The sequence below is a fragment of the Paracoccus sp. PAR01 genome, assembly GCF_014851995.1.
GTDB lineage: Bacteria > Pseudomonadota > Alphaproteobacteria > Rhodobacterales > Rhodobacteraceae > Paracoccus > Paracoccus litorisediminis.
Map to the genome: position 1 here is coordinate 55,165 of NZ_JACVAW010000016.1, position 21,143 is coordinate 76,307.

The window sequence follows — 21,143 nt, forward strand, 5'->3', positions numbered from 1 at the left end:
CCAGCGAAGACGATGTCAGAAAAGGGCGAATGCATGACACTTGACACCGAAGCCATCGACCGCCGCGAAGCCTTTCTGCTTGAGCTGCTGAAATCGGCAGCGCTGCTGGCCAAGGACGGCTTTTCGCGGCAGGTCGGGCAGCCCGTCGGCATGAAGGGCCCACAGGATTACCTGACCGAGACCGATGGCATGGTCGAGGCGCATATCCGCGCCCGCATCGCCGAGACCTTCCCCGAAGACGGGTTTCTGGGCGAGGAAACCGGCGGTCGTCCCGGCAGCCAGGCTTGGGTGGTCGATCCCATCGACGGCACTGCGAATTTCGCCCGCGTCATCCCGCATTTCTGCATCTCGATCGCCTTCGTGGCGAATAGCGAGGTGCAGCTGGGCGCGATCGTGAACCCGATCCTCGATGAGGTCTATCTGGCCCGCAAGGACCGGGGCGCGCGGATGAACGGCAAGCCGATCCATGTGTCGGCAACGGCGGATGTGACGGCGACCTCATTTGAAATGGGATGGTCGAACCGCCGCCCGACGCTGGATTATATCACCGCCGTTTCCACCCTGTTCGAGGCGGGCAGCAATGTGCGGCGGGGGGCCTGCGGCGCGCTTGGCCTGGCCTATGTCGCCGATGGCCGCAGCGACGGTTATGCGGAATTGCACATGAATTCATGGGATTGCCTTGCCGGGCTGCTGCTGGTGCGCGAGGCGGGCGGGGTCACCGGCCCCTTCCTGTCGCTGGGCGGGCTGACCGAGGGCGCGCCGGTTCTGGCAGCCAATCCGCATGTGGCGCAGCTGCTGTCGCGATCAACCGGGATTGCGCTGCTGGCCGGACCAGACCTGCTTGTGCAAGACGAAGAAGGATTGTTGAGGACCGCATGACCGACAAACCCACACGGCATCACGACCGCCCGTTGATCAGCCCCGTCTATGAAAACCTGCCCGGCTACGGGATTGACCTGTATGTCGGCGGGCGCGAGGGGGCCTCGGATGTGGCCCTGCTGCGCACCAATGGCATCAGCACGGTGCTGAACTGCGCGGTGAACCTTGATTTCAACTATGTCCCGGTCCCCGATGAGGTCTCGCATGACAGCCGGGTCGATTATGGCCCGGCGCTGATCCGCTATTACAAGCTGGGCATCGTCGACGGGCCGGGCAATCCCGATACGATGATGCTGGCCGGTTACTATCAGCTGCGCGGCGCGCTGGATCAGGTGATGCCGGACAAGCCCAGCTACCCGCTGCGCGACCGTGGCAATGTCTTGGTGAATTGCCGGGCCGGACGCTCGCGTTCGGTCATTCTGGTGGCGCTGTTCCTGCATCTGCATTTGCCCAAGGAATTCCCGACCCTGTCATCGGCCATCGACCATGTCCGCGTTAAGCGCGAGCTGCACCCCGACGAATGGCATGAAACGCCGAAACCCATGCTGATCGCCGCCGCCGAGCGCACGGCACGCTGGGTCCATCTGATCGAGGCCGCGCGGGCCGGAGACGAGGCCGCCGCGTGATCCGCATTGCCGTGATCGCCGATCCGCATGTCCATGACTGCGGCTGGCGGCCTGCGGGGTCCGGCCTTGATGCGGCGATCCGCAGCTTTGGCGATACGCTGGCCTCGACGCGGGTGTTCAATGAAAGCATTCCGGCCTTTCGCGCGGCGCTGGACCACGCGGTGGCGGAAGGGGCCAAGCTGGTGCTGCTGGTCGGCGATCTGACCGATGATGGGCAGGCACCGAATATCGCGGCCGCTGTGGCGCTGATCGGCGAATACCGGGATCGGCATGGGCTGCGGGTTCTGGCAACGCCCGGCAATCACGACTTTTTCGCCTTGCACGGACGGCCGCAGAAAAAGACCTTTCTGACCGCCGAGGGCACGCCGCAAACCCTATGCAGCAGCACTTGCTACGAGGCGGCGACGCTGGGCATGGATGCGGCTTTGCGTCGGATGCAGCATCTGGGCTATCGGCCCGAGCCGGACGATCTGCATTGGGAAAGCCCCTTCGGCACAGACCCCGATTTCGCGGCGCGAACCTATCCTGTGCCCAGCCCGGATGGTGGCACGACTTGTCCGATGATCGACGCCTCGTATCTGGTTGAGCCGGTCGAGGGGCTTTGGGTCCTGTCCATTGACAGCAATGTCAGCGTGCCGCGCGACGATGCGCAGGACTTCACCGACCCCGCCGAATTTCACGATGCGACCGATGGTGGTTGGCCAGCGGTTTTGCGTCACCGGGCACATCTGTTGCCATGGATGCGCGATGTGGCGGCGCGGGCCAAGGCCGGTGGCAAACAGTTGGTGGCGTTCTCGCATTATCCGGTGCTTGACGTGCTGGCGGGCACCGGCACTGATGAGCTGCGGGTCTTCGGCGCGACCGGATTGGCCCGCCGCACCCCGCCGTCAGTGGTGGCCGAGGCGGTTGCCGCGACTGGCGTGCCGCTTCATTTCTCGGGCCATCTGCATGTGAATGACACGGCTTTTCACCCCCATGTGGGCGGGGGGCTGTTCAATATCGCGGTCCCCTCTCCGGTCGGTTTCTGCCCGGCGATGAAGATCGTCGATCTGGACGGTGACCTTGTGGCGATCCGCAGCCTGCCGCTGGCGCAAGTGCCCGGCCATGATCTGGCATTCGCCGCCTATCGGGCTGAGGCCGGGACCTCAATCGGGCCCGCGATGGATGCTGCGGATCATGGCGCGTTTCTGGACCACCATCTGGTCGAGCTGGTCCGTGGCCGCTACGTCCCGCGCGAATGGCCCGCGGATATGGCAGAATTTGTCGACAGCGCCCGCATCGACGACCTTCTGGCACTGCTGGGCGTGACGCTGACCGATGCCCCGGATCTGACCATGTGGCAGCTGGTCGAGGATTGGTATCGCCTGCGAAAAGCCGGGGCGCTGGCCGAAGGCTATGTCGCACCCGAGCGGCTGGATTTCTATCAGCGGCTTTGCGACAGGCTTCCGCAGGGGGGCAAGGACAGCCTTGCGGGCCGCTTCTTGGCGCTGCTGCGGATTCTGCGCGGCTATCTGGGCAGGCTGCCGAATGGTGATTTCACCTTGGATCTGCGCGACCTGTCGGTCAGGGGCAGCTGATCCTCAGGGCCGGACGGTCTTGCGCCAGACGACATGAACCGGGAAGCGGACTTTGGCCGGGCCGCCCTCGTCCTCATCCAGCATTTCGGCGATGTAATCGGCGATTTCGGCGATGGGCTGGCGGAAGGTGGTCAGGTCATAGCCCAGCCAGGACGCCGCCGAGATGTCGTCAAAGCCGATGACGCAGATATCCTCGGGGACGCGCAGTCGAAACTCGATCCGGGTCGCGTCCAGAAAGCCAAGCGCCAGCAGATCGGTGACGCAGAACACCCCGTCCGGTCGGTTCGATCCGGCCAGCAACTGCCGCGCGCTTTCCGCACCCGAGGCATAGCCCGTCGGGCCGGCGCGGCTGACCGCGACCTCGATCCCGGCGCTTTTTGCCGCGGCCACGAAGGCGGTTTCGCGGGCGACAATGCTGGGCGTTCCGGCGGTCGAGCTGACCACGGCCAGCCGCGTGCATCCGGCACGGCGCAGCATGAAACAGGCCTCGGTCGCGGCGGCTTCGTTCTCGATCATCAGGAATTGCGGGCCTTCAATCGCGTCGTCGCGGTTGATCAGGATGACCCGCTGCCCGTTCTCGATGCAGGTTTCGACCAAGGATAGCGGCGGCGCACCTGACACCACAACCGTCGCCTCGGCCCGGTAATTCAGCGTCTGGCGCAAGGCGGCCTCGACATTCGCAGGCTGACCGGCGGTATTCAGCACCATCACCACCTTGCCCTTATCCTGCAGGCGGCGGGTCGCGGCCTCGACAAAGCTGGCTTGGAACGGGGTCTGCATCTCGGCCACGATCAGGCAGACGATCCCCGAGCGGTGATGGATCAGCCCGCGCGCCAGATGGTTGACGTGGTAGCCCAGCTTTTCCGCAGCGGCGAGCACCTTGGCACGCGTCTCGGGCGAGACGCTGGCCCCATCGGTAAAGGTGCGCGACACCGCCGAGCGGGAAACCCCCGCAACTTCCGCCACCCTGCTGGCGCTGACCGAGGCCTTCCGGGGTTTAAGCTTCGACTTGGCCACCGCTACCTCATGCCGGGACTGCACGATATGGGTCCAATCTCGCACGCGAGGTCAGTATCCTGCTTTCCTCCTTTGTTCAGGAAACTTGGCCGAATTGCAAGTCATGCCGTCAGGTTCGACGCAGTTCAGGTGCCATTTGTGCAAAGATATTGCACTGCTGTGCAGATAGATGCACTGTAACCTGATCCGACCGCCGTCGGAGAGGAGAGCGGCATCGTGCATTCTACCATCCAGCTGATCGACCTTCTGGGCGCTGCGGCGCTGCTGCTATGGGGTCTGCGCCTGATCAAGACCGGGGTGCTGCGCGCTTATGGCGTGGTCTTGCGGCAATGGCTGGCGCGCGGCGCGGGCAACCGGACGGCCGCCGCCTTTTGGGGGTTCGTGGCCACGCTTGGCCTGCAATCCAGCACGGCGACGGCGGTCATCATCGCCTCATTCACGGCCCGCGATATTCTGCGGCCGCGGATGGCGCAGGCGATGATGCTGGGGGCCAATCTGGGCACGGCGATCGTGACCCTGATCCTGTCCGCCGATCTGCATTGGATGGCGAGTGCGGCGATCTTTCTGGGGGTACTGGTCCAAAATACCACGCGCTCGAACCGCAACAGGAACATGGGCCGCGCGGTGCTGGGGCTGGGATTCATGCTGCTGGCCCTGCAACTGCTGGGCGCGGTGACCGAGCCGCTGCGCGGATCGCAAACCACCGTCGCCATTTTGTCCGGCCTTGGCAATGCCCCGGTCTTCGCCCTGCTAATCGCGGCGGGGCTGGCCATTCTGGGCTCGTCCAGTCTGGCGGTGGTCGTGCTGGTCATGCTGCTGGCCGGGGCCGGAGTCGTCGGGCCGGAACTGGCATTGTGGCTGGTAGCCGGGGCCAATCTGGGCGGCGCCGTGCCGCCTTGGCTGGCCGTCCGCGCGGAAGGCGTGGCAGCGCAGCGGTTGACCTTGGCAAATCTTCTGGTCCGCGCGATCGGCGCATTGGCCGTGCTGGTTCTGGCAGGTCCGATTGCGCGGGGACTGGGCCAAATCCTGACCCAACCCGATCATTTCGTGGTCGGGGCGCATGTCGCCTTCAATCTGGCGCTGCTGATCGTTTTCCTGCCGCTGCTGACGCCGATCTCGCGTCTGGCTGAACGGCTGACGCCCGCACCCTCAGGCACTCCGGCATCCCGCAGTCATCTGGATGACAGCCTGCTGTCGATGCCGGAAATGGCCTTGGCCCAGGCCGCGCGTGAAACACTGCGCGTCGGCGATCTGGTCGGTGAAATGCTGGAGCGCACCGTCATGTCGTTGCGCGATTCCGATGAAGCCCCCTTCACCGACATCGCCCGGCTGGAGGAGCAGGTCGATCAGCAGCATGAAGCGATCAAGCTGTATGTCGCCCGCCTGTGTCGTGGCGCGCTGGACGAGGATGATGCCCGTCGCGCCGGTGAGATCGTGTCCTATGCCATCAATCTGGAGCATATAGGCGATATCGTCGAAGGTGGCCTTGCCGAGATCGCGGTGAAGAAGGCGCGCAAGAAACTGGCCTTCTCGACCGAGGGTCAGGCCGAGATCGCGGCTTTCTTCCAGCATACCCAAGAAAATCTGCGCATGGCGCAGGCGATTTTCCTGTCGCGCGATGCGACGCTGGCCCGGCGTCTGGTGGCGCGAAAAGTCGAAAGCCGCCGGATCGAGGCCGAATCCGCCGAGCACCATCTGCAGCGGATGCGCATTGGCCGGGCCGAGACGTTGGAGACCAGCACCATCCATCTGGATATCCTGCGCGACCTGAAGCGCGTGAACGCCCATATCGCCTCGGTCGCCTATCCCATCCTCGAAGGACTAGGGATGCTGGAGGAAAGTCGGTTGAAAAGTGACGCCATTCTCAAAGCGCGTATTGATGGCCCTGCGGGAAATGCGTGATCCTTACTGTCCTCCGTGGTTGCCGTCCCCGAAGCAAGAGGATTTTGACTTCTGGTCAAGATCGAGAGCGGTCTTCTGTCAGGCCTTTTTGGCGGCATGTCTGAAGGCCGCGGGCCGATATGGGGATCGGCGTGATCGGGTCCAAATCTTTTCAGCGAGCTGAAGGCTCGTAGCCCCTAGCTGGCTTTCCCTATCCTGATCTGTTCGATCATTTTCCATATAGTCAGCGTCTTCTCGCTCCCGTCTTACTGGCCTTCAGCGGCGGGGCATAACATCTACACGACCATCACCTTGACCGGATCTCGATAATCTTCGTTGTTCGTAAGCATCGCTCAGATTTGGCGGGTCATTTTGTTTGGCCAGAGCGATCGCCGCGAGCATCTTGGGCTTGCGATGCATGGTTCGCCCCAACCAATTGTCGTGGGCAACGTTCCTCACGCCGCGCCCGATCACCCTCGCCTTAGCGCCGATGATCAAAAGTCTTCGGATATCTGTCTGTCCCGCCTTCGAGACGCGCCCAAACCGCTCCTTGCCGCCTGACGAGTATTGGCGCGGCACAAGTCCAATGCCGATCAGGAAAATAACGCCATATTCGTAGAGGATCGCTCGGCCGGCTCCGGAAGATCGCAGCACGGGCTTGCTACTCCTCGCTCTTCGGTGACACGAAGCGCATCGCCGGCTGGCGGGCGGCGCTTACAATCGCTTCGGCATCGGCAGCATCATTTTTCTGCCGTTTCACAAACGACTGAACGTATTGAGTGCTATGAGGCGAGCCTCATGCCCCATCGCTTCAACCTCGCGCACTCAGTAGCTAGAGCTGCCGCAAGCTTCGAAGACCACGAGACAGGGCTGAAGGCCCGACATAAATCCACGAAACTGTTCTCGCGCAAGCTTCTTTCGAAAGAGGAGTTCTCCAGATTTTCTGGCACCGTGAACCTGGGAAACGCGTTTCGCCAAGTCCATACCGATCACAACATCCTTCATAGACCGTCCTCCCCATGAGCGTGTCGCAGGACCTAGCATGCCATAGCTGCCTCCTGCGGATAGGGACGGACGGACCCCCAGCTATTCGGTCCGTCCGTGGTGGATGACGACCAGCTTCTTGGCGACGTTATGTCCGGTTCCGCTTGACGGGGCGCGGATGGGGCCGCAGGTCACGCCCCATCAAGCAGTTCGATGCGGCGCAACACGGGAAACGCGTTCATCCAGATCGCGACGACCGTCAGTGTTCCTATCCCGCTCAACACGTGCCGGTCATCGATGCGGGACCGCCATTGCGCATGGGAAGGAGCGGCTCCGATGCGTCATCTGCATGTTAGTCAGAAAGGCACGCTCAACGACGATCTCCTTGCGGAGCCTAAATCACGCCAGCCGACTAAAATCAGTTGATCCTGAGCCCCGTGAACAAGCTCATGATGCGGGGCTATTGGGGGTAGCTCATAGGCCGGAACTCACGCCACGCTGGCAGACGCACTCATCCGAAACATGACCCAAAATACACCTTCAGGGTGTGAGGATAATTTTCCATACACCAACTTAAATTTGTTGCATTTTTATTAAAGAGGTCTGGGATATGAAGTGGCTCATCATCATTAACCTGAGCGTGTCTATTTTCCTCGTATCCCGCTCGCTTCCAGACTGGATGACAGAGGAAGCAATGAGCAGGACAACGGAATCCCTTTACTTTATCGACTACATAGGTCGAACCACTGACCGTACGGATGCTGAAGCCCACAAATAAGGCCAGCTTACCCCCTCATTCTTCAAGGCATGTGCAGGTCAAATCCAGAAATCTTAGGGATATCATAGACCTGGCGTGCATGCTCTGCGCAAGCGGCCAACAGACTTGGCCTCAAAAGCCTCCCGATGCGCATTGCAGGCGGTCAGGCCGACGCCGCACCAGAAGGCAACCGCTTAGGCTGGATGATAGACGATATTGACGGCGCTTCGGCCATCGCCTCGTGAAAGGCCATCCAGTGTTTTTCTGCGCCATGAACAAGGCCCCCAAACGAACGGCATAAAAATGGGCGCGGAACGGATAAGACCGGAATGGCAGATGATGATCGGCATTGCCTTTTCGGGGTTCGAAAGACACATGCTCAGGGCGGTGCCGTAGCAGGACAAAAAGGTATGCCAGCCTTTGCCATTGGACAGGGTGCCGTCCCGATGTGGCAGTTCGGTGTTCAGATTATTCTCGAAATCGCCCCCAGTGCCGTTTGCGCAGACCGGTCACGATGGTCCGCGCGTGCTCAGGAAATGCCAAGCGGGTGGTTTCCAAAGCGCGGTCTTATGGGATGACGAAAAGACGCAGCGAGGTCGGCCATGGCAAATGCGCCGATCTGCGCGCTGAGTTTCGACCCACATCGGTCAACTGCGTCTCGGTGAAAGCCGAGAACCAGCCGTCACGGTTCGCATCGGTCCAACCGTGACGGATCAGGCAGAAACGACGAACCGGGGTCAGAGGAACATTCTTCCGCCTAGGACAACCTCTGCCCCAAGATTGGGCTGAAGCAGGTAATCCTTGGGGGGCGCAGAACAACGGTACCATCCTTTGCGCGCCAAGGTAGGGTGAGTATTGCGCGCTGGTCTGGTAGTATTTGCACGCCATGTCAGACCATCCCGGCATGGCGTTCGGCGTGCCCGCGGATCAGGAAGCGGGCCCTAAGATCTAAAGGTCGGTCAAGAAGGCCCGCCAGCCAGGCATCGTTCCTTAACCTCCCAACTCCAGCATGGTCGCGCAAGCGATGCGGCAGGCCTCGTCAAGGCTGAAGCCGCCGCGAGGCAGCAGATGCAGCACCGGCTCACCGGCTCGGTCAGAAGGAGGCGTGGGGAGCAGCGCCTAAACACCGCCGGGCAGGGCGTTAAGCTCTCGGTCAAGTGCAATGTGTGGGGGTCGCGGCGAGCTGGTAGGAGGCGTCAAGCAGCGCCGTACCGGCTGCTGGGGGCGTATTGTGAAGGCGAAACACCCCGACTGCTCGGACCAGTCACCGGAATAGAACAATCCAGACCTGCTCAGAGCGACATGCGGGCAGCAGCAGCCGAGTTGCAACGGGCGGAAGCGACCGTGCGGTCTACGCTGTAGCGTGAATCGGAGTGTCCGGCGTCAGGGCCTATGGGACAGATTTGGTTGATTGATGACGGGAGGGTTTCTGGCTCATCGTAGCTTTCAAGGAGCGAAGATGAGCAAGACACCCGTTGATCAGAAAGCTGCTGCCGATCGTGCGGTAAGAGATATCCGCCGCGCGACAAGAAAGGTTCATTCGGCCGAGGAAAAGATCCGGATCGCCCTGGCCGGCTTGCGCGGCGAGGACAGCATTGCCGAACTATGTCGGCGAGAGGGAATCGCCCAGAGCGTCTATTTCAGCTGGTCGAAGGAGTTCCTTGAGGCTGGGAAGAGGCGTCTGGCGGGCGACACCGCCCGCCAAGCCAACAGTGCCGAAGTAAAGGATCTTCGTGCCGAGGCCGCAGCCCTGAAAGAGGTCGTCGCGGATCTCACTCTTGATAACCGATTGCTAAAAAAAAGCATGAGCGGGGCTGGGGGCGACGACGCATGAGATATCCCGCCTCTGAAAAGCTCGAGATCATTCGCTTGGTCGAAGGCTCGCACCTTTCGGTGCGGCGCACCCTGACAAAGCTGGGGATCGCACCTACCACCTTCTACCGCTGGTATGATCGATACATGACAGGTGGTCCTGAAGGGCTTGAGGACCGGCCGAGCCGACCGAGCCGACCGAGCCGGGTCTGGAACCGCATCCCCGATGAGATGCGTGGCCAGATCATCGAGATGGCCTTGGATGAACCGGAACTGTCGCCCAGAGAGTTGGCCGTGCAGTTCACTGATACCAAAAGCTATTTCGTGTCAGAAGCTTCCGTGTATCGGTTCCTGAAATCGCATGACCTGATCACCCGGCCCATATCATGATCAAGGCTGGCGAGGAGTTCAGAGACAAGACCACGGCGCCGAACCAGATGTGGCAGACCGACTTCACCTATCTCAAGGTCATTGGTTGGGGCTGGTTCTATCTCTCGACCATTCTCGACGACTATTCCCGCTACATCGTCAGTTGGAAGCTCTGCACCGACATGAAGGTGGCCGATGTGACCAGCACCGTAGGCAAGGCACTGGATGCGTCGGGCAACAGTGCCGTGCCCCGTCATAAGCTGCGCCTGCTCGGACAACGGCGGGGCCTATATCGCGGGGGATCTGGCCGACTGGCTTGAAGAAAGGGGCGTCGAACAGGTCCATGGCGCGCCCGGACATCCTCAGACCCAGGGCAAGATCGAGCGCTGGCACCAAACCCTGAAGAACCGGATCCTGCTGAAGAACTATTACCTTCCGGGTCAGCTCGAAGAGGCGATCGCCGCCTTTGTCGAGTATTACAACAACCACCGCTATCACGAGAGCCTCGGCAACTTGACCCCGGCAGATGTCTATTTCGGGCGCGGCTCCAAAATCCTGGCAGAAAGGGAGAAGATCAGAAAAGCGACCATCCAGAACCGCCGCTTGAACCATCAGCGTCAGGCGGCATAATCAGAAACCGGTGCGCCAGAACTCTCTCGTCCAAAACCAGGCCGCCTGTTCCAAATCATTCGATGACGGACACCGGTCGGCAATGTCTTTGACTGGGACGGCAGCTATCCGCGTCCGCGCTTCTCGGAGAAGGCGACGAACGAATGGACCAGCGATGCCACGCAATACGCGCTGTACGGCACGGTGCAGTTCCGCGCGAGCGACGCGCTGGCCATCCTCGCGGGCACGCGGATCAACTGGCGGGAGGGCAAGGAGACCAGCGCCGGCGCACCGACCTTCGAATGCAAGTATTCCGGCGAGATGACGCCATATCTTGGCTTCACCTATGACATCGACCCGACCTGGACCGCCTATGGCAGCTGGACCAGCATCTACAAGCCGCAGCTGGTGCAGGATGCCGACGGCAATTATCTCGACCCGACCTATGGCTACAACTATGAGCTGGGCGTCAAGGCCGGGCTGCTGGACGATGTGATGTATACCTCGGCGGCGATCTTCCAGACCAACCAGAAGGACGTGGCTGAATATTTGGACTGGGACCCGGTCCAGAACCGCAGCATCGGCGGCAACGAGACCCGCGGCTTCGAGCGTGAGACCGCTGACGCGCTCAATGATCGCTGGAACGTCTCGGCGGGCTATACTTCCGCCTTTCCAAGGATAACAACGGTCACGAGCTTTACGCCGACCAGCCCGCCATACCCTGAAGCTTGCCACCGACTACCGGCTGGCTGGCGTTCTGGAGGGCAAGCTGACGCTGGGCGGCGCGATGCGCTGGCAAGCGGCACGGACAGCATAGACTTTGCCTCCGAGGTCGAGCAGCCGAACGTTCATCAGGGCTCCTATGCGGTCTTTTATTTCACCGCCGCTTATGAAGTGACCGAGAAGACCGAGCTGTCGCTGACGGTGAACAACATCCTGAACAAGAAGTATTTCGCCACCACCGGCTTCTACGACACCGTCGTCTATGGTGATGAGCGTAGTGCCGAACTGACCCTGCGCGCGCGTTTCTGACGCCCTGCCAGACCTGCCGGACCTTGGATCAAGGCCCGGCAGGAAGACATGCTTGTAAGAAGATGCAGGAGCGGGCGGCGCTGTCGGTGCCGCCTAATCGTCCTGCTCGCAGAAGCGGATGCGGTTTCCGAATGGGTCATGGACCTGTAGCTGCAGCCCCCATGGCAGCTGCTCAAGCCCCGGCCGACCGTAGGAATACTGCTTCTCGGTCAGTTCGCGATGAAACTCGCGGATATTGGCGGTCGTCACGAAGATGTTCGAGCCGGGGCTGGCATCGCCGTGATGCTCGGACAGATGCAGGCTAAGCCCCGCCCGCTCGATCCCCATGTAAAGCGGCATGTCGGGCGCGAAGCGATGCTCAAAGACAACCCCGAAGCCAAGGAAATCACAGTAGAACTCGCGCGCCTTGCTTTCGTCGAATATCCGCAGGATCGGGCTGCAGGTCTTGAACCGGAAACCATCGGTTGTCCTGTCCTCGCGCCCGAAAGCCCCAGCCGCCGTGTTCCAGTCCGCGTATCCCATCGCTTTGGACACGAGTTCCAGCGCCCGCGAATGGGAAACCTCGGTCCCTTCGCATGCGAGTGCGGCGCGCAATTGGCGCGCCATGGCCTTGGCCTGCTCCGTATTGGTCATTCACCATCTCCTGCCAGTGTGACGGATCGGTGCTCGCATTGCCGAAGAACACTGGACGGGGATAGCGGAATATCGTCCGTGATGCTTTCGCCAGACCGAAAACGGCGCGAGCGGCAGGCAGCATGAACCCGCTGCCACAGGATCAAACCATCGCGGAGGCGTCAAGCATGCTGCCGATGACTTACGCACTGCACTTTGACGGTCGCTATGGAAACGCCAGATGATCGGCGCACCAGCTCCACACTGCTTCGGCGGCATTTTTCGATGACGTGCTGCGCTTGCGGACAAGGAAATAGCTTGGCTCGGTGGCTAGCACCCGCACGGTGACCTGCACCAGCCTGCCGGAATTGAGGTCGGCCTGTGCAAATGCGCGACAGGCAAGGGCGATGCCCTGACCTGCCATGGCGGCGTCGAGGGCCAGTGTCGTCTGGTTGAACACGGTCCCAGGCAGGCTGCCGGTGGTACCAAAGAAAAGCGGCCAGAAGTTCTGGGCATCGTGCAGCAGCGGCAGGCCGCGCAGGTGATCGGGGGAGAGGGGCAGGGGCGTGGTGCCAACCAGTTGCGGGCTTGCGACCGCAATCAGTTCCTGCTGGAACAGCAGCCGCGCCTCCAGACCGGCCGGAAAGGGTGGGCGGGTCAGGCGTACGGCGAGGTCGACCCGGTCGCGGTCGAAATCCGAAAGCGCCTCGGTCGCGATGATGCGCGGCTCGATCCCGGGCAGGGATCTGGCAAGGTCCGCCAGCCGCGGAATCAGAAGCTTCGTTGCAAAGGTCGGGGTGACGCTGATGGTGACGGCTTCAGAGCGCGCGGCAAGCTGCCCGGTCGCCTCGGTCAGGATGCCGAAGGCTCGGTTCACTTCGGCCAGATAGGTGGCCCCATGTGCGGTCAACGCGACACCGCGCGGCAGACGGTGGAACAGGGGAACGCCAAGGTGCTTTTCCAGCAAACGGACCTGCTGTGCGACGGCACCCTGCGTGACGCCCAACTCGTCGGCGGCGGCGCGGAAATTCAGCTTGCGGCCCGCAACATCAAAGGCGCGCAGGGCATTCAGCGGCGGCAGACCAGAACGCGAAGGCATGAGGAACCGATAATTTTTCTACAGTCTGGCAGGTTTCCTTCTGGCGCGAAAGATCAGGCGTGATCTGTCATTCTGACCGGAATCGATAACAGGAGCCTGTCATGTCCACCCAAAAGGTCGCAATCATCACCGCCGGCGGGTCCGGCATGGGCGCATCCGCCGCGCGCAAATTGGCGCAGGATGGCTATCGGGTCGCCATCCTGTCCTCGTCGGGAAAGGGCGAGGCGCTGGCCCGCGAACTGGGCGGTATCGGTGTCACTGGCTCAAACCTTGTGAATGCCGATGTAAAGCGGCTGGTCGATCTAACCGTCGAAAAATGGGGCCGGATCGACGCCTTGGTCAACTCTGCCGGTCACGGCCCGCGCGCGCCGCTGCTCGAGATATCGGACGTGGATTGGCATAAGGGGATGGAGGTCTATTTCCTGAGCGCCGTGCGCCCGATCCGCCTTGTTACCCCGATCATGGAGGCGCAGGGCGGCGGGGCGATCGTCAATATCTCGACCGCCTGGGTTACGCAGCCCAGCTTGATGTTTCCGACCTCGGCTGCGTTTCGGGCAAGTCTTGGCACCTTCACCAAGATTTTCGCGGATGAATATGCCGCGAAAGGCATCCGTATCAACAACGTCCTGCCCGGCTGGATCGACAGCCTGCCCGCGACGGATGCAAGGCGCGACAGCGTGCCCATGGGGCGATATGGCAGCGCCGAAGAAATTGCAGACACCATCGCCTTTCTTCTGTCCGAGGGTGCGGGCTACATCACCGGTCAGAGCATCCGCGTGGATGGCGGTCTGATCCGTTCGGTGTGATCCTCGAGTACCCGAAGGCGTTCGCGTGGACCGGATCACCCGCCGTTCGGAAATGTGATTTGGCCTTTGCCGGTGTTCTGGCAGGCTGGTGGCATGGAACCTGTCCCGCTTAGTTGCCTTGCAACATCGCTTCTTGCGGTGGTCGGGCTGACCAGCCCGGCACTTGGCCAATCGGCCACAACCGATCTTGGCGTTGGGGTGGAACTTGTGCTGGCCGTGGACATCTCTCGTTCGATCGACCCGTCCGAGCAGATGATCCAGCGCCGGGGCTATGCGTCAGCCTTCCGCAGTGCCGAGATCCAGAAGGCGATCCTGTTCGGGGACATGAAACGGATTGCGGTGACCTATGTCGAATGGGCCGGCGCGCAGTCGCAGAACGTCGCTATCCCCTGGATGCTGATCGACAGCGCCGAGGCGGCCAGTGCTTTCGCCGACCTCATCGAGACAGGGGCGTCCGGGCCGGTGTCGCGGACCTCGATTTCGGGGGCGATCGATTTTTCGTCCGAACTTTTCGACGGCAACGGATTTTCCGGTCTGCGCCATGTCATTGATGTTTCCGGCGACGGCCCCAACAATCAGGGCCGTGCCGTGACCGAAGCGCGTGATGCGGCCGTGATCCGCGGAATAACGATCAATGGGCTGCCCTTGCTGACGGGCACCGGTAACAATGGCGGCTGGAGCAGCATTCCCGATCTGGATCGGTACTACGTCGATTGCGTGATCGGCGGCATGGGTGCGTTTTCCATCGCCGTGACGGGCTGGGATCAATTTGCCATGGCGGTGCGCCACAAGCTGGTTCTGGAAATCGCGGGCGGACAACCTTTGGCGCAGGACAGGCTGGTCCGTGTGGCTGGTACGGCACCCAGCGATTGTCTTGTCGGTGAGCGCCTGTGGGAAGAACGGCAACGAAGCTGGAGTGAATGACACCGAGATCACGCGACCCCCGGCCTGTCAGCTCAATCCGGCGGCGGTCAATGCGGCAAGGACCCGGTCGCGAAACTCCGGGGTGACGCCCGCGCTTAGGGGGCGTATCCCCTCAAGCGAAACGCCGGGCAATTCACGCGCCGCCGTTGCGATGACCTGACGCGCGGCGTCGGTCCGGCCTTGCTCGACCAGCGCAAAGGTCAGGGCAAGGCGCGACCAGATCTCGCGCGGCAGCATGTCGATGGCGCGGCGGGCCAGGGCCTCGGCGGTGTCGGGTCGGCCTAGCATGGCATGGGCAAAGGACTGGACCGTCAGGAACATCGCGGCCAGCGGATCGCGTGGGCTGAAGCGCAGCGCCTGCTGGGCATTGGCAAGGGCCGCTTCCGGCTCGCCTGCCCAAAGATGCGCGGTCGCCAGCCCGTAATAGGTCGAGGCATAGCTGGGGTTAAGAGCGCGCGCGAGCCGCAGATGGTCGAAGGCCGCAGGTAATTTCCCGGCATAGGTCAAAAGCCTTCCCAGCACGACCTGCGCAAACGGGCTGGTCGGGTCGATCTCGACCGCCGCCCGGCCATGGGCGATTGCCTGTGCCAGAACGGCCTGCGGGTCGGGCACCATCCGCCACGTGATCCCCACCAGCCCGATATAGGCCAGCCCCGCCAGCGGCAGCGCGAAATCCGGCGCAAGCGAGGCCGCGCGGGTGAATATCTTGCGCGCACGCTCGGCCTCGTCGGGCTGGAAACGATAGGCGTGCCACATGCCGCGATGGAACAACTCCCACGCGTCCAGATCCGAGGGGGGACGCCGCGCCGCGCGCTCGCGTTCGGATTGGCGCATCTCGGCATCGACCCCGGCGAGGATCTGCGCCACGACCGCATCCTGCATGGCGAAAAGCTGGGCATAGGGGCGCTCATGCCGCTCGGCCCACAGGTTGCGACCGGTGGCGGCATCCAGCAAGCGGACCGACAGGCTGACCAACTCGCCCCGGCGGCGCACCGTGCCGGTCAGGATATGGCGCGCGCCAAGGCTTTGTGCCGCCTCGCCCGGATGGGAACCGTGGAACTGGAAGCTGGACTGCCGGGCGATGACGAGGATGTCGCGATGCCGGGTCAGTTCGGTGGTGATGTCATCGGCGATGCCTTCGGCCAGAAAGCGGCCATCGGCATCGCCATCGGCGTCGCTGAAGGGCAGGACGGCAACCGAAAGCTGGACATCGCCCGGCGTATCGGGGGGTGCGGGCGGCTCGCCCACCAGTTCCTCGGCCAGCGCGCGGGTCTGGGCCGAGGGGGCGATGCCCAGTTCGTGGCGCAGCAGGTCGCGACAATTGTGGAACTGTGCCAGCGCCATGGCGCTGTCCCCGGAATCCGCAAGCAGACGGATCAACTGGCGCTGGCTCGCCTCGCGGAAGGGGTCAAGGGCGACCAGCCTTTTGGCCAGATCGATTGCGATGGGCATGTCTCCCCGGGCGGCCAGTTCGGTCGCCATGCGCTCCAGCAGGGTTTGCGACAGGCTGCGGCAGCGGCTGCGCTCGAAATCCAGCCAGTCGCCCAGAAGCACCCCCTCGGCCTCGATCCCGTCAAGGAAGGTGCCGGTCAGGGCGGGCACCTCGCACGGATCGGCGCCGCCAGTCTGGGCCAGCGCTTCAAGGCGGGCAAGATCGCTTGCGACACCGCCTGCAGGCAGGCCCACGGCCTCGCGATTGCCGATCACGGCGGCTTCGCCCAAGGCGGCGCGGATATGGGACAGGGCGTTCCTGAGACTGCCGCGGGCCTGTTCCTCGGCGCGGTCCTCCCAGAACAACCCGCATAGCCTGCCGCGCGGATGCAGCCGCCCCGGACTTGCGCCCAGATAGGCCAGAAGCAGGCGTGCCTTGGCCGTCGGCAAGGCCAGCGCCTGCCCATTTGCTTGCGCGGCAAAGCCGCCCAGCAAGGTCAGCTGCAGGGTGGCGGCGGGGCTGGCGTGAAGGGCGGGGCCGGGCATGGCACAGTCCAGCAATGGATGGCTCGGTCGCGATTATGGCGCGGGCGCGGGGCGCTTGCCAATGCCATAGGCGCGCGACGGGGTCACGATTTACCGCTGGTTTAACGCTTTCACCCCCGGGCTTTACCGCTGGGATCACGCGGGCCTGCGACAAGGGCATCGGAAAAAGCCTGACGGAAAGGACCGCTCTGATGAAACCCCGCATTTACCACCGGCTTTCGGCGTGGCGCGCGCCCCACCCGACGCGCTGCGAGATCGCCACCCTGTCCGACCACATGCTGCGCGACATCGGAATCGACCCCGGTCGCATCCGCCCGCGCTGACCTGAACCTATTTCCAACGGAGAATGACCATGACCATCCATGACATGCATGGCCTTGCCCTGAGCGGCGCCACGGAAACCGGCCGCGCCGCCTATGAGCAGGCGCTGGCCGAACTGCAATGCTACCGCGCCGATCCGGTCGCAACCATCGACCGCGCCATTGAGGCCGATCCCGGCTTTGCCATGGCCCATGCCATGCGCGCCTGGCTGCACCTGCTGGGGACCGAGCCCGCAGGTTATGCCATCGCCGAGGCAAGCCACCGCGCCGCTGCCGCCAGTGCCGTGACCACGCGCGAAAAGGGCCATGTCGCGGCCATTGGTGCGCTGCTGTCGGGCGGCTGGCATCAGGCGGGCCGGATCCTCGAGGATGTCACCTTGGCCGATCCCCATGACGGGCTGGCGCTGATCGCAGGCCACCAGATCGACTTCTTTGGCGGCGATGCCCGCATGTTGCGCGACCGTATCGCGCGCGCCATGCCCGCTTGGGATGCGGGCCGTCCCGGCTATCATGCGCTTTTGGGGATGCGGGCCTTTGGCCTTGAGGAAACCGGCCATTTCGCTGATGCCGAGCGCTTTGGCCGCATGGGCGTCGAGCTTGAGCCGCGCGATGGCTGGTCGCAACACGCGGTGGCCCATGTGCTGGAGATGCAGAACCGCGCAGCCGAGGGAATCCTTTGGATGGGCGATGGCGGGTCATGGGCCAAGGACAGCTTCTTTGCCGTGCATAACTGGTGGCATCTGGCGCTGTATCACCTTGAACTGGGCCAGTTCGAGGCGGTGTTCGACCTGCTCGACAGCCGTATCATCGGCTCGGGGCTGGTGACGGTGATCGATCTGATCCACGCCTCGGCCATGCTGTGGCGCTTGACGCTGCGCGGGGTCGATGTGGCGGCACGCTGGGAGGGCGTCGCGGATCGCTGGCAGCAGTCGGGCCAGCCGGGGCTATATGCCCTCAACGACGTGCATATGATCATGGCGCTGATCGGATCGGGCCGGGACGCTGCCGCCGGGCAGGTACTGGCCGCCATTGCCGAGGCCGCGCATGGCACCGGCGACAATGCCCGTTTCAGCGCCGATATCGGCCTGCCCGTCGCCCATGCTCTGATGGGCTTTGGCCGCGGCGATTATGCCGATTGTGCCCGCCGCCTGCGCGCGGTGCGCGGCATGTCGCGCCGATTTGGCGGCAGCGACGCCCAACGCGACGTGCTGGACCTGACCCTGATCGAGGCCGCGATCCGTTCCGGCAATGGCGCTTTGGCGCGGGGTCTTGCGACCGAACGCGCGGCGATGCGCCATGAAAGCCCGCTGACGCAATTGTTCCTGCGCCGGGCGCAAGCGCTCTGAAGGGGGGAGGGGGGTGATGCAATTCCTGACCAAGCGACCGATCCAAAGGCCCGGCCCCCGCTGCCCCGTGATGGATGGCATGGCCTGTCAGGGCGCGGCCTGCCCGAAACGGTGCGGATACCCTGCGGATAATCCCACGCGGATTTCACCGGGCGATGTCGAACAGCGTGCCAGCAAGACCGAGTGAAGGACACGAAACAACCCGCCACGCGCCAGATTGGATCGCGGCGGGTGCGCGCTGCGGCAGTTGCAGACAGTGGGCCCTCTTAGAACGCACCGAGACAAGCAGCCTTGGCCCGGCGTGATGGTTGGTCACAAAGTCGCGCCGCGAAAATGCTCAAAGGCCCGTCATCTTCAGCACTGCCTCGGGCAAGCGTTCGCCCTTCACCTCGATTTTCGATGCTCCCGCGTCGATCTCGGCAAGGTCAGCGCTGGTCAGGTCCAGATCTACCGCGCCAAGGTTCTCTTCCAGCCGGTGCAGCTTTGTCGTGCCGGGGATCGGGGCTATCCACGGCTTCTGGGCAAGAAGCCAGCCAAGGGCGATCTGGGCCGGGGTCGCAGCCTTGCGGGTCGCGACGCGTCGGATCACCTCGACCAGTGCCAGATTGGCCTTGCGGGCCTCGGGCGAGAAGCGGGGCACGAAGTTGCGGAAATCCTCCTGCTCGAATGCTGTGGTCTCGTCGATCTTGCCGGTCAGAAAACCCGCGCCCAGCGGGCTGAACGGGACAAAGCCGATGCCGAGTTCTTCCAGCACCGCAAGCAGCTCGATTTCGGGGCCACGCCAGAACAGCGAATATTCGCTTTGAACCGCTGTCACCGGCTGGACGGCATGGGCGCGGCGGATGGTCTGCCCCCCTGCTTGGGACAGGCCAAAATGCTTGACCTTGCCCTCGGCGATCAGATCACCGACGGCGCCCGCGACATCCTCGATCGGCACGGCGGGATCGACGCGGTGCTGGTAGAACAGGTCGATCCGGTCGGTTCGAAGACGCTTCAACGCCGCCTCGGCCACGGCTTTGATATGCTCGGGGCGGCTATTGGTGCCGCCGCTGCGCGCGCCGGTCTGCTGGTCGATATCGAAGCCGAACTTGGTCGCGATGACCACCTGATCGCGGATCGGCTGCAATGCCTCACCAAGCAGCGTTTCATTCGCGAAGGGACCATAGGCCTCGGCGGTGTCGAAAAAGGTCACGCCGCGGTCATGTGCATCGCGAACAAGGCCGATCATATCCGTTCTGCTGTTGCCAGACCCGTAGACCCCCGTCATCCCCATGCAGCCAAGGCCAAAGGCTGAAACTGCCAGATTGCCGAGTTTTCTGTACTGCATCATTGGCTTCCTTGATCACAGATTGACGCGAAGCGCGGGTCGGGTTTGAAGGCCCTTCTCGACATGGGTCGCAGGTGAAATCCACGCCCTCGCATTGTCCGGTGTTATCTAGCCCCGGTGATATCCATCGATTAGAGTGGATAAACGGGATGGGTTTATAAGAAGATCATCATAATGCCGCGCCGCAGTTTCAACGACCTTCACGCCTTCGTCGCCGTGGCCATGGCTGGCAGTTTCACCCGTGCGGCGGCCCAGCTTGGCATGTCGCAATCCGCCCTGAGCCAGACCGTGCGCCAGTTGGAGGAAGGGCTTGGGGTGCGGCTTTTGTCGCGCTCGACCCGCAGCGTCTCCCCGACCGAAGCCGGACAGCGGCTGCTTGATCGCATCGGCCCGCAATTCACCGAAATTAAGACCGCGCTGGACAGTCTGGGCGATTTTCGCGACCGTCCGGCTGGCGTGATCCGCATCAGCGCGGGCGAACATGCGGCAATCTCGATCCTGCAGCCCGCTCTGGTGCCGCTGCTGGCCGAATACCCGGATATCCATGTCGAAATCTCGGTCGATTACGGCATGACCGATATCGTGGCCGAACGCTTTGACGCCGGGGTCCGTCTGGGCGAGCGGGTCGCAAAGGACATGATCGCCGTCAGGATCGGCCCGGATATGCGCATGGCGGTGGTGGCTTCCCCCGGCTATCTGGCCGCAAACCCGCCCCCCTTGGTGCCGCAGGACCTGATCGGTCATCGCTGCATCAACATGCGCCTTCCAACGTTGAACGAGATCTTTGCCTGGGAATTCGAAAAGGATGGCCGCGAGTTGCGGGTTCGGGTCGAGGGGCCGCTGACCGTGAACAGCCTGGCCCTGCGCCGGAATGCGGCGCTGGATGGGCAGGGCCTTGCCTACCTGCCTGAACCCTTCGTGCGCGCGGATATTGCCAGCGGCGCGCTGGTTTCTGTTCTTGGCGATTGGTGCGCGGATTTTCCGGGATATCACCTTTACTATCCCAGCCGGCGGCAGAATTCGGCAGCCTTCGCCCTTGTCATCCAGACCCTGCGCCATCGGCTTTGAATTCTCCGCCAAGGCTTATCAACCCGTCGTGATTAATCGGTCTGGCTAATAGGCCTTTGCGGATGACATGGGCTAATTCCGTGGCCGCGCGCGTGCTTCTTTCTTTCTGAACCATCAGAGA

At 62.9% G+C, this 21,143-nt stretch carries 15 protein-coding genes and 3 pseudogenes; 11 read left to right on the forward strand and 7 right to left on the reverse strand.

The window, feature by feature from the left end; translation table 11 throughout:
• The first annotated feature begins 33 nt into the window (after window positions 1–33).
• The 3 genes from IB235_RS18940 to IB235_RS18950 are packed head-to-tail and all read left to right on the forward strand — an operon-like array spanning window position 34 to window position 3,082.
• Window positions 34–879 (forward strand): inositol monophosphatase family protein, encoded by an 846-nt coding sequence (locus IB235_RS18940; RefSeq protein ID WP_225612476.1) that lies wholly within the window; start codon window positions 34–36, stop codon window positions 877–879.
• Window positions 876–1,505, forward strand: coding sequence for a dual specificity protein phosphatase (locus IB235_RS18945; protein WP_192338038.1), 630 nt, complete (start codon window positions 876–878; stop codon window positions 1,503–1,505). The genes IB235_RS18940 and IB235_RS18945 overlap by 4 nt, the downstream gene beginning before the upstream one ends.
• Entirely contained in the window at window positions 1,502–3,082 is a 1,581-nt protein-coding gene (locus IB235_RS18950) for a metallophosphoesterase family protein (protein WP_192338039.1), read from the forward strand. Before IB235_RS18945 ends, IB235_RS18950 begins: the two co-directional genes overlap by 4 nt.
• Before the next feature lie 3 nt (window positions 3,083–3,085).
• Here IB235_RS18950 and IB235_RS18955 read toward each other — a convergent pair whose 3' ends face one another.
• Window positions 3,086–4,099 (reverse strand): substrate-binding domain-containing protein, encoded by a 1,014-nt coding sequence (locus IB235_RS18955; protein WP_192338040.1) that lies wholly within the window; start codon window positions 4,097–4,099, stop codon window positions 3,086–3,088.
• A 216-nt stretch (window positions 4,100–4,315) separates the two neighbouring features.
• On the opposite strand from IB235_RS18955, the gene IB235_RS18960 reads away from it, so the two are divergent.
• Window positions 4,316–6,001, forward strand: coding sequence for a Na/Pi cotransporter family protein (locus tag IB235_RS18960; RefSeq protein WP_192338041.1), 1,686 nt, complete (start codon window positions 4,316–4,318; stop codon window positions 5,999–6,001).
• 332 nt (window positions 6,002–6,333) lie between these two features.
• On the opposite strand, the pseudogene IB235_RS18965 reads toward IB235_RS18960, so the two are convergent.
• Window positions 6,334–6,985, reverse strand: a pseudogene (locus IB235_RS18965) (transposase).
• A 1,303-nt stretch (window positions 6,986–8,288) separates the two neighbouring features.
• Entirely contained in the window at window positions 8,289–8,627 is a 339-nt protein-coding gene (locus IB235_RS25910) for a histidine phosphatase family protein (RefSeq protein WP_370576943.1), read from the reverse strand.
• Window positions 8,628–9,180: 553 nt separating this feature from the next.
• On the opposite strand from IB235_RS25910, the pseudogene IB235_RS18975 reads away from it, so the two are divergent.
• Both IB235_RS18975 and IB235_RS18980 read left to right on the forward strand, forming a co-directional pair.
• Window positions 9,181–10,532 (forward strand): annotated as a pseudogene (locus IB235_RS18975) (IS3 family transposase).
• A 123-nt stretch (window positions 10,533–10,655) separates the two neighbouring features.
• Window positions 10,656–11,543: pseudogene (locus IB235_RS18980) on the forward strand (TonB-dependent siderophore receptor); the annotation flags it as partial.
• Between the two features lie 93 nt (window positions 11,544–11,636).
• Here the strand turns inward: IB235_RS18980 and IB235_RS18985 are convergent.
• Both IB235_RS18985 and IB235_RS18990 read right to left on the reverse strand, forming a co-directional pair.
• A complete protein-coding gene (locus tag IB235_RS18985; protein ID WP_192338043.1) occupies window positions 11,637–12,176 on the reverse strand; it encodes a glyoxalase superfamily protein in 540 nt (179 codons plus the stop codon).
• Between the two features lie 205 nt (window positions 12,177–12,381).
• Window positions 12,382–13,254, reverse strand: a complete 873-nt coding sequence (locus tag IB235_RS18990) for a LysR substrate-binding domain-containing protein (RefSeq protein WP_192338044.1) — start codon at window positions 13,252–13,254, stop codon at window positions 12,382–12,384.
• Window positions 13,255–13,355: 101 nt separating this feature from the next.
• Between IB235_RS18990 and IB235_RS18995 the strand changes: the two genes are divergently transcribed.
• Window positions 13,356–14,060 carry an SDR family oxidoreductase gene (locus IB235_RS18995; RefSeq protein ID WP_192338045.1) on the forward strand — a complete coding sequence of 235 codons (705 nt, stop codon included), beginning with the start codon at window positions 13,356–13,358 and terminating at the stop codon, window positions 14,058–14,060.
• A gap of 93 nt (window positions 14,061–14,153) precedes the next feature.
• Entirely contained in the window at window positions 14,154–14,984 is an 831-nt protein-coding gene (locus IB235_RS19000) for a DUF1194 domain-containing protein (RefSeq protein WP_192338046.1), read from the forward strand.
• A 27-nt stretch (window positions 14,985–15,011) separates the two neighbouring features.
• Here IB235_RS19000 and IB235_RS19005 read toward each other — a convergent pair whose 3' ends face one another.
• Window positions 15,012–16,961: a BTAD domain-containing putative transcriptional regulator gene (locus IB235_RS19005; protein ID WP_192338047.1), complete on the reverse strand. Its 1,950-nt coding sequence runs from the start codon at window positions 16,959–16,961 to the stop codon at window positions 15,012–15,014.
• Window positions 16,962–17,152: 191 nt separating this feature from the next.
• Here IB235_RS19005 and IB235_RS19010 point away from each other — a divergent pair, with 191 nt between their 5' ends.
• A complete protein-coding gene (locus IB235_RS19010; RefSeq protein ID WP_192338048.1) occupies window positions 17,153–17,284 on the forward strand; it encodes a DUF1127 domain-containing protein in 132 nt (43 codons plus the stop codon).
• Between the two features lie 29 nt (window positions 17,285–17,313).
• Window positions 17,314–18,627, forward strand: a complete 1,314-nt coding sequence (locus tag IB235_RS19015) for a tetratricopeptide repeat protein (protein WP_192338049.1) — start codon at window positions 17,314–17,316, stop codon at window positions 18,625–18,627.
• 337 nt (window positions 18,628–18,964) lie between these two features.
• On the opposite strand, the gene IB235_RS19020 is transcribed toward IB235_RS19015, so the two are convergent.
• Entirely contained in the window at window positions 18,965–19,954 is a 990-nt protein-coding gene (locus IB235_RS19020; RefSeq protein WP_192338050.1) for an aldo/keto reductase, read from the reverse strand.
• A 174-nt stretch (window positions 19,955–20,128) separates the two neighbouring features.
• On the opposite strand from IB235_RS19020, the gene IB235_RS19025 reads away from it, so the two are divergent.
• Window positions 20,129–21,022: a LysR family transcriptional regulator gene (locus tag IB235_RS19025; RefSeq protein WP_192338051.1), complete on the forward strand. Its 894-nt coding sequence runs from the start codon at window positions 20,129–20,131 to the stop codon at window positions 21,020–21,022.
• Window positions 21,023–21,143: the final 121 nt, after the last annotated feature.